The following is an 11,849-nucleotide window of genomic DNA, read 5'->3' on the forward strand; positions in this document are numbered from 1 at the left end:
CTGCAAACCAACAACAACAAGATGGAGATTCACATGAACTTCAAACGCAAGTTGCTCCTTGCCGCACTCCCCTTCGCCTTCTGCCTGTCCGGGCTGGCACAGGCCGACATGACCCTGAAGATCGCCGAGATCCACCCGGCCGGCTATCCGACGGTCGTCTCCCAGGAAAACATGGGCAAGGCCATCGAGAAGGCCACCAACGGCGAACTCAAGTTCCGCATGTTCTCCGGCGGCGTGCTCGGCTCCGAGAAGGAAGTGGTCGAGCAGGTCCAGATCGGCGCGGTGCAGATGACCCGCGTCAGCCTCGGCACCCTCGGCCCGGTGGTGCCGGACGTCAACGTGTTCAACATGCCGTTCGTGTTCCGCGACCACGACCACATGCGCAAGATCATCGACGGCGAGATCGGCCAGGAGATCCTCGACAAGATCACCAACTCCGAATTCAACATGGTCGGCCTGGCCTGGATGGACGGCGGCGTGCGCAACCTCTACACCAAGAAGCCGGTGCGCAGCCTCGAGGACCTCAAGGGCATGAAGATCCGCGTGATCGGCAACCCGATGTTCATCGAGACCTTCAACGCCCTGGGCGCCAACGGCATCGCCATGGACACCGGCGAGATCTTCAGCGCCCTGCAGACCGGCGTGATCGACGGCGCTGAGAACAACCCGCCGACCATGCTCGAGCACAACCACTTCCGCAACGCCAAGTACTACACCCTGACCGGGCACCTGATCCTTCCCGAGCCGATCGTGATCTCCAAGGCGACCTGGAACAAGCTCACCCCCGAGCAGCAGGAAATCGTCAAGAAATACGCCAAGGAAGCGCAGTTCGAAGAGCGCCGGCTGTGGGACGAGAAGTCGGCGGCAAGCGAGGCGAAGCTCAAGGAAGCCGGCGTCGAGTTCATCGAGGTCGACAAGAAGCCCTTCTTCGACGCCACCGCGCCGATTCGCGAGAAGTACGGCGCGCCTTACGCCGAGCTGATCAAGCGGATCGAAGCGGTCGAGTAAACACTCTGAAGAACCCCGCGGCGATCGGCACGGCCGGTCGTCGCGCTCGCGGTGAAGTCTCATGAAAAACACGATTCTGCGCATCAACGACGTGATCTACATGGCCTGTATCTGGGTCGCCGGGCTATCGGTCGCGGTCATGTCCCTGATCATCCCCTGGGGCATTTTTGCGCGTTACGTCCTCGGTACCGGCGCCGGCTGGCCCGAGCCGGTGGCGATTCTGCTGATGATCCTGTTCACCTTCATCGGGGCGGCGGCAAGCTATCGCGCCGGCGCCCACATGGCCGTGAGCATGTGCACCGACCGCCTGCCCGCCTCGATGCAGGGCGGGGTCACCGTGCTGGTCCAGGTGCTGATGGCGATCATCTGCGTGTTCATGGTCATCTGGGGCACCAAGCTCTGCCTGGCGATGTGGAACCAGTACCTGAGCACCCTGCCGATGCTGCGCGTGGGCATCACCTACTCGCCCATTCCGATCGGGGGCTTCCTGACCCTGATCTTCATCCTCGAACGCCTCTTTCTCGGCGACCAGAGCCACCGCCGCGCGGTCAATTTCGAGCTGGTGGAAGACAGCAAGGAGACCGTGTAAATGGACGCTCTCATCCTGCTCGGCAGTTTTGCCGTACTGATCATGGTGCGCATGCCGGTGGCGTATGCGCTGGGCCTGTCGGCGCTGATCGGCGCCTGGTACATCGACATCCCCTTCGACGCGGTGATGATCCAGATCGCCGGCGGCATCAACAAGTTCTCCCTGCTGGCGATCCCCTTCTTCGTGCTGGCCGGCGCGATCATGGCCGAGGGCGGCATGTCCCGCCGCCTGGTGGCCTTCGCCGGGGTGCTGGTCGGGTTCGTGCGCGGCGGCCTGTCGCTGGTCAACATCATGGCCTCGACCTTCTTCGGCGCCATCTCCGGCTCGTCCCTGGCCGACACCGCCTCGGTGGGTTCGGTGCTGATTCCGGAAATGGAGAAGAAAGGCTATCCACGCGAGTTCTCCACCGCGGTCACCGTCAGCGGCTCGGTACAGGCGCTGCTCACCCCGCCCAGCCATAACTCGGTGCTCTACTCGCTCGCCGCCGGCGGCACGGTCTCGATCGCCTCGCTGTTCGTCGCCGGCATCGGCCCTGGCCTGCTGCTGAGCGCGGTGATGATGACCATGTGCCTGCTCTTCGCCCGGAAGCGCAACTACCCCAAGGGCGAGGTGATTCCGCTCAGGCAGGCGCTGAAGATCTGCGTCGAGGCCATGTGGGGCCTGATGACCATGGTCATCATCCTGGGCGGTATCCTGTCGGGCGTCTTCACCGCCACCGAGTCGGCCGCCATCGCCGTGGTCTGGGCCTTCTTCGTGACCATGTTCATCTACCGCGACTACAAGTGGCGCGAGCTGCCCAAGCTGATGCACCGCACCGTGCGCACCCTGTCGATCGTGATGATCCTGATCGCCTTCGCCGCCAGCTTCGGCTACATCATGACGCTGATGCAGATCCCCTCGAAGATCACCACCGCGTTCCTGACCTTGTCGGACAACCGCTACGTGATCCTCATGTGCATCAACTTCATGCTGCTGGCGCTGGGCACGCTGATGGACATGGCGCCGCTGATCCTGATCCTCACGCCCATCCTGATGCCCGTGATCACCGGTATCGGCGTCGACCCGGTACACTTCGGCATGATCATGCTGGTCAACCTGGGTATCGGGCTGATCACCCCGCCGGTGGGCGCGGTGCTCTTCGTCGGCGCGGCGATCGGCAAGGTGACCATCGAGAGCACCGTCAAGGCGCTGCTGCCCTTCTACGCCGCGCTGTTCATGGTGCTGATGGCGGTCACCTACATCCCCGCCATCTCGCTGTGGCTGCCCAACCTGGTGCTGTAATGCGCTAAGCGGCGCGCAGCCCCTGCCCCTCCGCTCCCGCTTGCCCCCGGCAAGCGGGAGCAGTGCTTTCCGATCACCCGAACCCCTTTCGAAAACAAGCAGGTTCCATGACGTCGTCCACCCCGTTTCCCCGTCACATCGCCGTTCTCGTTCTGCTCTGCCTGGGCTGTTCCTTCGCCGGTAACCACGTCGCCGCCCGCGTCGCATTCGACAGCGGCGCGGGGGTGCTGCTGGCGATCCTCTGCCGATCCGGCGGCACCCTGCTGGTGCTCACGGCCCTGGTGTTCTGGCAGCGCCAGCCACTGCGCCTGCCCCCCGGAGCCTGGCGCTGGCAGCTGATGCTGGGCCTGCTGATCGCCATCCAGAGCCTGTGCCTCTACTCGGCCGTGGCACGGATTCCGGTGGCCCTGGCGCTGCTGGTGGCCAACGTGTTTCCGATCCTGCTGGCGTTGCTCACCTGGGCACTGGGCGGCCCGCGCCCGACCGCGCGCGCCTCGCTGATCATGGGCCTGATCCTGGTGGGCCTGGCCTTCGCGCTGGATGTCCCCTCGCGCCTGGGCGAGGGCGCGCCGACGGGCGACGACTGGGCGCTGGGCATCGGCCTGGCGTTCTGCGGTGCGAGCGTCTTCGCCTGCGCCCTGTGGATCACCGACCACAAGCTGTCCAGCCTGCGCGGCTCGGTGCGCAGCATGCTGACCATGGCGATCGTCTTTTCCAGCGCCAGCATCGCCGGCTACAGCGGCGTGCTGCCCGGCGGGCTGGCCCTGCCCGGCAGCGATACCGGCTGGCTGGCGCTGTGCCTGCTGGTGGTGCTCTACGGCGCGGCCTTCATCACGCTGTTCGTCAGCGTGCCGCGCCTCGACATGGCGCGCAACGCCCCGGTGATGAACATCGAACCGGTGGCGACGCTGCTGATGGGCTGGGTGGTACTGGGCCAGACGCTCAGTCCGATCCAGATGTTCGGCGGGCTGATCGTGGTGACGGGCATCGTCATCCTGACTTCACGCAAGGCGTGAGGAAGGCTGGGCTGGTCGCGAATTGGCGGGGCGGCCTTCGCGGTCAAGACCGCGCTCCTACGGAAGCTGGCGCTTAAACGCTACGGATGGCCGCCCCAAAAGCCCGCTGGCGGCGCCATCCTGGGTTCTTCGTGGGAACGGTGATTGACCGCGTCACCCCGCGCCCTTCGTGAGAGCGGTCTTGCCACGAATAGGCCGCTGCGCCTCGCGGCAATCGCGACCTCACGTAAGGCCCATTGCTTCGAGCCTGTCGTTATTCCCTCTCCGCCTCGGCCTCTTCGTGGGCCTGGCGCAGGCGTTCGCGGCTGTTGGTCAGGTGCAGGCGCATGGCGGCACGCGCGGCATCGGAATCCTGCCGGGCGATGGCGCTGTAGATTTCTTCGTGTTCGCGGCTCAGGCGGCCCAGGTAGCGCTGCTGGTCGTCATGCACCAGCCGCGCCGAATTGAGCCGCGCCCGCGGAATGATCGCGGTGCCCAGGTGCTTCATGATGTCGGTGAAGTAGCGGTTGTCGGTGGCTTCGGCGATCTGCTGGTGGAACTGGAAATCGGACACCACGGCATCGCTCGAATGCGCCACGCTCTCGTTGAGCGTATCGAGGAACTTGCGCATCTCGGCGAGCTGCTCGGGGGTGCGCCGCTGCGCCGCCAGCCCGGCGGACTCCACTTCCAGGCTGATGCGCAGCTCGAGGATCGACAGCACGTCGCGCAGGGTGACGATGGTCGCCGGGTCGATGCGCAGGCCGGTGGTGCTGGGCGTATCCAGCACGAAGGTGCCGATGCCGTGGCGCGTTTCCACCAGGCCGGAGGCCTGCAGCCGGGAAATCGCCTCGCGCACCACGGTGCGGCTGACGCCCTGCGCCTGCATGATGGCCGACTCGGTCGGCAGCTTCTCGCCACGCTTGATGTGGCCGTCGCGAATCTGCTGCGAAAGCTCAATGACCAGCTCCTGAGCCAGGCTGCGGTGCTTGCGGCGCACCCTTGGCGGCGGTGGGCTCGAGTTGTCCATGTCGGTGGCGGTTCCGGAAGAAGGAAAGTCTGGCATCTTATCCCATCCAGTTGTACGACAACATCCCTCTGGACGTTGCCGGACGTATCGACCGTGTGACCGGCCAGTCAGGGTTGCGCCGTCGCCTGGCGGCCGTTGGCCTGGCGCCAGGCCAGCTCGTTGGTGACGGTGGCAAGCGGCGCCAGCATGCCGAAGTCGAACGGCGTCATGGCCGCGCCCCGCTCGACGCGCAAGGGCCAGTCATGGTTGGCCAAGGCCGCCTTGCCGATCGCCACCAGATCCGCTTCGCCGCCCTCGATCAGCGCCCGCGCCTGCTCGCCGGTGACGATTCCGCCGTTGCCGATGACCGGCACACCCGCACTCCCCTTCGCCAGGGCGCAGAGGCTCGGGCCTTCACCGAAGGCCGGCGCGCTGGCGTCGGGCTCGCTGATGTGCAGGAAATCGAGCCCGGCGTTGGCCAGGGTCGCCAGGCGAATCTTGGCTTCCTCGACCCCGCCGTCCCACTTGAGCTGGCTGTTGGTCACCATCGCCTGGGACAACCGCAGGCCGAGCACGAAGTCCTCGCCCACCGCCTTGCGCACCTCGCGGATGACCGTCAGCGGCAGGCTCAGGCGCGCCTTGAAGTCGCCACCCCAGCGATCGCTGCGCTGATTGAATTCGGCGCTCATGAATTCGTGCAGCAGGTAGCCGTTGGCGCCATGCAGTTCGATGCCGTCGAAGCCGGCTTCGCGCGCATGGATCGCCGCCTGGGCGAAGCCCGCGATCGCCTGCTGGATCTCTTCTTCGGTCATCTCGGCCGGTACCGCATAGGGGCCCTCGCCGCCGTAGATGCTCATCTGCTTGCTGCCCGGCTGCACCGCCGAAGGCGCCACGCGGCGGGCGTGGTGCAGGTTGCCCTGGGTCTGCGCGCCAGCGTGCATCAACTGCGCGATGAAGGCGGCGCCGGCGTTGTGCACGGCCTCCACGGTCAGTTTCCAGCTGTCGCGATGGGCTTCGGTGGCCAGCCCCGGCTGGTTGAAATAGCCCTGGCTGTATTCGGTGTCGGTGTAGATGCCTTCGCTGATCAGCAGGCTGAAGCCGCCCTTGGCGAAGGCGCTGTAGTAGCCGAGCATCAGGTCGTTGGCGTGGCCTTCGGGCTCGGCGCTGACCCGGGTCATGGGCGCCAGCACGGCGCGGTTGCGCAACCGCAGGTGCTTGAGTTCGAAGGGGGCGAGCACTGGATTCATCGGACTTCCTCGTCTGGTACGCGGCGGGCGTGTCTAGTGTCTGAGGCCGAGGTCGCCGATGAGTTCGCCCGCCGCGGCTAAAGTCCAAGCGCCCCGTTTCACCGACGACGCTAGACTCGAGGCTTTGTCCTGCCGAGCACCCCATGCCCGCCACGCGCATCCTGCTGCTGACCACCCTGGCCATGCTGGCCTTCACCGGCAACTCGCTGCTCTGCCGGATCGCCCTGCGCGACACCGCCATCGACGCCTCCAGTTTCACAGCGGTGCGCCTGCTCTCCGGCGCGCTGGTGCTGTGGGTGCTGGTCCGCCTGCGCGCCCGGCGGCCGTTGGGGGGCAACTGGGCCGGAGCCCTGTCGCTGTTCGTCTATGCCGCCGGGTTTTCCTTCGCCTACCAGGCACTCGCCGCCGGAACCGGCGCGTTGCTGCTGTTCGGCGCGGTTCAGCTGTGCATGTTGTCGGTCGGCTGGCTGCGCGGGGAGCGCCTGACCGGTTTGCAGACCCTGGGGTTGCTGCTGGCGTTGGGCGGGATGATCACCCTGCTGCTGCCGGGTGCCAGCGCACCGCCGCTGGGCGCGGCCTTGCTGATGGTGCTCGCCGGCGCCGGCTGGGGCGTCTATTCGCTGCTCGGGCGCGGCGCCGGCGACCCGCTGTGCGTTACCGCCGGCAACTTCGTCCGGGCCATTCCCCTGGCCCTCGCGCTTGCACTGGTGCTGCTGCCGACCTTGCGCTGGGACGTGCCCGGGCTGGTCTACGCCGTGCTGTGCGGCGCAATCACCTCCGGTCTCGGCTACGCCATCTGGTACAGCGCGCTGCCCGGGCTCGGCGCCCTGCAGGCCGCCACGGTTCAGCTCAGCGTTCCGGTACTCACCGCCCTGGCCGGCAGCCTGCTGCTGGCCGAAGCGCTGACGCCGCGGTTGCTGCTGGCGGCGGTCGCGGTGCTCGGCGGCATCGCCCTGGTGCTGCAGGTGCGCCGCACCGCCAGCCGTTAGCCCACCACCACCGTCGGCGGCGTTCCGAGCCGATTGCCCGGCTCAGAAGTCGTAGGTCAGGGTCGCCATGACGTTGCGCGCCTCGCCGTAGTAGCACTGGTTGAGGCTGTTGCAGGCCGCCACGTACTTCTCGTCGGTCAGGTTGTTGAGGTTCAGGCGCACCCCGAGGCCGTCCAGGCCGACACGGGACAGGTCGTAGCCGAGCATGGCGTCGAACAGGGTGTAGGACGGAATGCGCAGGGTGTTCTCCGCATCCGCCCAGCTCCTGCCGAAGTAACGCGCGCCGGCACCGATCTGCAGGCCTGCCAACGGGCCACCGGACAAGCGGTAGTCGCCCCACAGCGAGGCCATGTTGCGCGCGACCGCGTTGGGGGTGTTGCCGCGGTTGTTCACCCCGACCGTCCCCACGTAGTCCTTGCTGTACTCCACATCCAGGTAGGTGTAGCTCGCCAGCACGTTGAGGTCCCGGACCGGGCTGACGCGCGCCTCCAGCTCGACGCCACGGGAGGTGACCTCACCCACCGAGCGGAAGAAGCTTTCGTTGGAATCTTTGCTCGACAGGTTCGACTGCTTCAGGTCGAACAGCGAGAGCGTGTAGAGGTCGTCCGTGCCCAGCGGTTGGTACTTGAGGCCCACCTCCACCTGCTCGCCCTCGGTCGGGTCCAGCAACGTGATGTCATAGGCCGTGCCGTCGAAGTTGTAGGCACCGGTGGCATTGGGGTTGAACGATTCCGAATAGCTGACATAGGGCGATAGCCCGTTGTCGAACGCGTAGAGCACGCCGACCCGGCCGGTGAACTGCTCCAGCCTGGAGCGATCGGCCTGGTCGCCGTAGAGCGACTCCGTCTGCCTGAACGAGACGTCCACCCAGTCCTGCCGCACGCCGAGGGAGAACCGCCAGTTGTGCAGGCTGATCAGGTCCTGCACGTACAGGCCGGTCTGTTCCAGCTCGCGGGATTCGTCGTACTGGTGGTAGAACGCCAGGTTGCCGGGGTTGGCGACGCCGGTGTAGGGGTTGATGCTGCCCACGCCCGTTGCGGCGTCGTAGCTGACCTTGGACTTGCGCCGTTGGTAGTCCAGGCCGGTGACCAGCGTATGGCTCAGGGCGCCGGTATCGAAGAGGAACTGCAGCTGGTTGTCCAGCGTCCAGGCGTGCAGCACCTCGTCGGCGCCGGTGTGATAGCGGTCCAGCTCGTCGGCGGTGAGGTAACCGTACTGGTAGACCTGTCCCGACTCGACCGTCGAATCCAGGTACTGGAAGTTCTGCCGCGCGGACACCACGTCGTTGAAGCGGTGTTCGAGCTGGTAGCCGATCATCTGCTGGTCGCGCTCGAACTTCTCGTACTGCTCGTCGCCCTCGAAGAAGCTGCGCGAGATGCGCCGGCCATTATGGGAGGTGACGGTGCCGTCTGCCGGCAGGCCGCCGTGATAGCCGCTTTCGGGGTCACGCTGAAGCATCGCCAGCAAGGTCAGGCGGGTATCCTCGCCGAGGTTGACGGCCAGCGAGGGCATCAGCGCGTAACGCTTCTCCTCGACGCCATCGACCTGGTTGTCGGCGTCCTTGACGACCCCGACCAGCCGATAGGCCAGGCGCTGTTCCTCATCCAGCGGGCCGGTGAGGTCGAACGCGGCCTGCTTGTAATCGTCACTGCCGTAGGACAGCTGAAGCTGGCGGCGGGTCTCGTACTGCGGCTTCTTGGTGGTCATCGCCACCAGCCCGCCCGGCAGGCTGCGGCCATAGAGCACCGAAGACGGGCCCTTGAGCACGTCGATCCGCTCGATGAAATAAGGGTCGACCTGCAGGCTGCTGTAGGTCCCGCTGTCGCCGAGAAGCTTCTGCCCGTCGAGATAGAGGTTGTCCACCGAGCCGTCCGTGATGCCGCGCATGGCCACGTAGTCGTAGCGGGTCGTCGCGCCATAGGGCGTGCTCATCAGGCCGGGCGTGTAACGCAGCGCCTGGGCGACGGTGCGCGAACCCTGGTCGTCCATCTGCTGGCGGGTGACGACCGAGACCGTCTGCGAGGTTTCGGCCAGCGGCATGCTGGTCTTGGTGGCCACGCTGCTATGGGTCGCGTTGTACCCCTCCATCTCGCCCAGCGCATTGCCCAGGGCGAAACCCTGCACGACCATCGGCTCCAGCTCGGCCGCCGCCTGCGGCGCAGCCGTCGGCGCCGGCCTCAGGGAATAATTGCCCTGCGCATCCCGCGTGGCCTGCAGGCCGGTGCCCCGCAGCAGCGCGGCGAAGCCGTCGTCGACGCCGTACTGGCCGCTCAGCCCGGGCGACTGCAACCCGCGGACCCGCTCGCCGTTGACCGACAGCAGCACGCCGGCCTCGCCGGCGAACCGGCTCAGCGCACCCGACAGCGGTCCGGCGGGAATCTCGTAGCTGCGCTGCGCCTGGCGGATCTCGCCCGGCTCGGCCGCGAGGGCCAGCGAAGGGGTGAGGACGGCCAGCGGCAGGGCCAGGCAGGCGGCGCGAACGGCCAGGGCAAGGGAGCGCGGTGTGGCGGGGTCGAACGGCTTATGGGCGTTACGCATGGCGAATCCTTCTGTTTCCAGGGGGCAGGTGCGAAGACCTTTGCGCCTATTGCCCCTCGGGAAATGGAAAAGGGAACTGCGAATATGAATATTTCTCGCAGCACTGAAACCGGGGCACGCCGCTCAGCCCTGATGCAGCCCCGGGGCTGGCTCGAGGGTGACCCACCAGCTCGTGCGGCGATGAACCCGTACCGGCAGCGTCGAGGCCAGCGCCGATAGGATTCGCTCGGTATCGCCCAGCGGAAACGCGCCCACCACCGGCAGGTCGGCGACCCGCGGATCGCAGGCGAGGTAACCGCGGCGGTAGCGCGAAAGCTCGTCGATGAAGTCGCCCAGGCGGATGCTGTCGGCCAGCAGCACGCCGTCGACCCAGGCCTGCCGGGCCCGTTGCAGCGGCTCGCTGGCCGATACCGCGACGCTGTCGAAGCGCGCCTGCTCGCCCGCCCGCAGCCAGGTGCCACTGGTGGCCTCAAAGGGCATCACCTGCACCGCTCCGCTGAAGACGCCCAGTTGCGTCCGGCCGGATCGCTGGCGCACCGCGATCCGGGCCTGCGCCTGCGGACGCACCCACCCCTGCGCCGATTCCAGGCGAAACGGCGGGCTGCCGACCGCGGCATCGACCAGGACCTCGCCACGGTGCAGCCGCAAGTGTCGGGTGGCCACGTCGAAATCGGCGGCGGTGTCGGTGTTCAGCCACAGGTGCGAACCATCCGCCAGCCGCAGGTCGCGCACCTCGCCGACGCCGCTGCGCAGGGAGGCCGACCACTCGCGCCAGGGCAACGCACCGGCGCCACCCAGGGCCAGGGCGCCGCCACCTACCAGCAGCGTGAGCACCTTCAGGGCCTGCCGACGGCTCGCCTGCCCGTCGTGCAGCCTCGCACCGGCCTCACGCGCCGCCGGGTCGAGGGCCAGGCGCTCGAACCGGCCGCTGATGCGTTCGACCCGCTGCCAGGCGAGCGCATGCGCCGGTTCATCGAGCCAACGCCGCCAGGCCAGCCGGTCAGCCTCGCTGACCTCGCCCGAGCCCAGTATCGAGAACCACCGGGCCGCCTCCTCGAGCACGCGCACATCGGTACTCATGAGGCGTCCTGCAGCGCCAGGCAATGCAGCATGGCCTGCGCCATGTACTTCTTGACCATCCGTTCGGAAACCCCCAGCGCCTCGCCTATCGCCGCATAGGTGAGCCCCTGCAGCTGGGACATGAGAAAGGCGCGCCGCACCCGGTCCGGCAGGCGGGCCAGCATGGCGTCCACTTCGAGCAGGGTCTCGACGATCAGCGCACGGGTCTCCGGAGAGGGCGCCCGCTGTTCGGGCTGCAGGGCCAGCGCCTCGAGGTAGGCCAGTTCGATCTGCCGGCGCCGCCAGTGGTTGGCGAGCAAGCCCTTGGCGATGGTGTGCAGGTAGGCGCGCGGTTCGCGGATCGAGGCGATGTCCTGATCCCTGGCGAGAATGCGCACGAAGGTGTCCTGGGCCAGGTCGGCCGCGTGATGCGAGCACCCCAGGTGTCGCCTCAGCCAGCCCTGCAGCCAGCCGTGATGGTCGCTGTAGAAGCGGTGCAGCTGCTGCTGTCTGAGGATGCCGTCGCCTGCCATGATCTGCCCTCGCGCGGAAACGCGAATGCTAACGCTTCTCAACAGCGCACACCAGACGTGCCTTTCGCGCGTTCGATCGGCGCCTGAAGGCGCGGCCGGTCGGGGCGTCGCGGGAAACAGTGCCCGCGATCCTCTGCAGGGCTTCGAGAGATGGCCCACAGAACCGAGACGGCGGCGCTGCGTCTACTGCTTGGTGCCACCGTCGGCCTGCTTCGAGAAAAACGCAATGAACGTCACCCACGGAGTGATGTTGCTGGCGCGCAGCGGGTATGCCGCCCGCGGCGTCGTGTACGTGATCATCGGCATCTTCGCGTTCACCGCAGCCCTCGGCTCGGGGCGTACCGTCGGCAGCGAAGGCGCCGTGGAACAGCTGCTCGCGCAGCCCTTCGGCACCGTCCTGCTCTGGTTGCTGGTCATCGGCCTGCTGGCGCACGTCGCCTGGCGGCTGACCCAGGGGATCGGCGATACCGACCGCCACGGTACCGATGCCAAGGGCCTGCTGGTGCGTGCCGGGCTGATCGGCAGCGGCATCACCAACCTGCTGCTGGCACTGTTCGCGCTGGGCATCCTGGGAAGCGATCTGGCCTCGCTGACCGGCGGGGGC

The 11,849-nt window shown here is 67.1% G+C and carries 11 protein-coding genes; 6 read left to right on the forward strand and 5 right to left on the reverse strand.

Annotated elements, in window-relative coordinates; translation table 11 throughout:
- The first annotated feature begins 33 nt into the window (after nt 1-33).
- The 4 genes from DN824_RS21875 (at nt 34) to DN824_RS21890 (ending at nt 3,894) form a co-directional block, all read left to right on the forward strand.
- Nucleotides 34-1,008 (forward strand): TRAP transporter substrate-binding protein, encoded by a 975-nt coding sequence (locus DN824_RS21875; protein ID WP_138410430.1) that lies wholly within the window; start codon nt 34-36, stop codon nt 1,006-1,008.
- A 61-nt stretch (nt 1,009-1,069) separates the two neighbouring features.
- A complete protein-coding gene (locus DN824_RS21880) occupies nt 1,070-1,597 on the forward strand; it encodes a TRAP transporter small permease (protein WP_138410431.1) in 528 nt (175 codons plus the stop codon).
- Nucleotides 1,598-2,878, forward strand: a complete 1,281-nt coding sequence (locus tag DN824_RS21885; RefSeq protein ID WP_138410432.1) for a TRAP transporter large permease — start codon at nt 1,598-1,600, stop codon at nt 2,876-2,878.
- 107 nt (nt 2,879-2,985) lie between these two features.
- Nucleotides 2,986-3,894 carry an EamA family transporter gene (locus tag DN824_RS21890; protein WP_138410433.1) on the forward strand — a complete coding sequence of 303 codons (909 nt, stop codon included), beginning with the start codon at nt 2,986-2,988 and terminating at the stop codon, nt 3,892-3,894.
- A 253-nt stretch (nt 3,895-4,147) separates the two neighbouring features.
- On the opposite strand, the gene DN824_RS21895 is transcribed toward DN824_RS21890, so the two are convergent.
- Together DN824_RS21895 and DN824_RS21900 are read right to left on the reverse strand one after the other, a co-directional pair.
- A complete protein-coding gene (locus DN824_RS21895) occupies nt 4,148-4,900 on the reverse strand; it encodes a FadR/GntR family transcriptional regulator (RefSeq protein ID WP_138410440.1) in 753 nt (250 codons plus the stop codon).
- Between the two features lie 107 nt (nt 4,901-5,007).
- Nucleotides 5,008-6,126 (reverse strand): oxidoreductase, encoded by a 1,119-nt coding sequence (locus tag DN824_RS21900; protein WP_138410434.1) that lies wholly within the window; start codon nt 6,124-6,126, stop codon nt 5,008-5,010.
- Between the two features lie 143 nt (nt 6,127-6,269).
- On the opposite strand from DN824_RS21900, the gene DN824_RS21905 reads away from it, so the two are divergent.
- Nucleotides 6,270-7,115, forward strand: coding sequence for a DMT family transporter (locus DN824_RS21905; RefSeq protein WP_138410435.1), 846 nt, complete (start codon nt 6,270-6,272; stop codon nt 7,113-7,115).
- 42 nt (nt 7,116-7,157) lie between these two features.
- Here DN824_RS21905 and DN824_RS21910 read toward each other — a convergent pair whose 3' ends face one another.
- The 3 genes from DN824_RS21910 to DN824_RS21920 all read right to left on the reverse strand — a co-directional run bounded on the left by DN824_RS21910 (nt 7,158) and on the right by DN824_RS21920 (nt 11,245).
- Entirely contained in the window at nt 7,158-9,653 is a 2,496-nt protein-coding gene (locus DN824_RS21910; RefSeq protein ID WP_138410436.1) for a TonB-dependent siderophore receptor, read from the reverse strand.
- Between the two features lie 123 nt (nt 9,654-9,776).
- Nucleotides 9,777-10,733 carry a FecR domain-containing protein gene (locus tag DN824_RS21915; RefSeq protein WP_138410437.1) on the reverse strand — a complete coding sequence of 319 codons (957 nt, stop codon included), beginning with the start codon at nt 10,731-10,733 and terminating at the stop codon, nt 9,777-9,779.
- Entirely contained in the window at nt 10,730-11,245 is a 516-nt protein-coding gene (locus tag DN824_RS21920; RefSeq protein WP_138410438.1) for a sigma-70 family RNA polymerase sigma factor, read from the reverse strand. Before DN824_RS21920 ends, DN824_RS21915 begins: the two co-directional genes overlap by 4 nt.
- 226 nt (nt 11,246-11,471) lie before the next feature.
- On the opposite strand from DN824_RS21920, the gene DN824_RS21925 reads away from it, so the two are divergent.
- Nucleotides 11,472-11,849: DUF1206 domain-containing protein (locus DN824_RS21925; RefSeq protein ID WP_138410439.1), on the forward strand; the 378-nt coding region annotated here is incomplete at its 3' end.

Origin of the sequence: Stutzerimonas nosocomialis (genome assembly GCF_005876855.1) — a bacterium.
GTDB classification, from domain to species: Bacteria; Pseudomonadota; Gammaproteobacteria; order Pseudomonadales; family Pseudomonadaceae; genus Stutzerimonas; species Stutzerimonas nosocomialis.

Coding starts and splice junctions, on each gene's coding strand:
- DN824_RS21910 (WP_138410436.1), bottom strand. CDS start 9,653: ATGCGTAACGCCCATAAGCCGTTCGACCCCGCCACACCGCGCTCCCTT.
- DN824_RS21885 (WP_138410432.1), top strand. CDS start 1,598: ATGGACGCTCTCATCCTGCTCGGCAGTTTTGCCGTACTGATCATGGTG.
- DN824_RS21890 (WP_138410433.1), top strand. CDS start 2,986: ATGACGTCGTCCACCCCGTTTCCCCGTCACATCGCCGTTCTCGTTCTG.
- DN824_RS21920 (WP_138410438.1), bottom strand. CDS start 11,245: ATGGCAGGCGACGGCATCCTCAGACAGCAGCAGCTGCACCGCTTCTAC.
- DN824_RS21900 (WP_138410434.1), bottom strand. CDS start 6,126: ATGAATCCAGTGCTCGCCCCCTTCGAACTCAAGCACCTGCGGTTGCGC.
- DN824_RS21915 (WP_138410437.1), bottom strand. CDS start 10,733: ATGAGTACCGATGTGCGCGTGCTCGAGGAGGCGGCCCGGTGGTTCTCG.
- DN824_RS21875 (WP_138410430.1), top strand. CDS start 34: ATGAACTTCAAACGCAAGTTGCTCCTTGCCGCACTCCCCTTCGCCTTC.
- DN824_RS21905 (WP_138410435.1), top strand. CDS start 6,270: ATGCCCGCCACGCGCATCCTGCTGCTGACCACCCTGGCCATGCTGGCC.
- DN824_RS21880 (WP_138410431.1), top strand. CDS start 1,070: ATGAAAAACACGATTCTGCGCATCAACGACGTGATCTACATGGCCTGT.
- DN824_RS21895 (WP_138410440.1), bottom strand. CDS start 4,900: ATGGACAACTCGAGCCCACCGCCGCCAAGGGTGCGCCGCAAGCACCGC.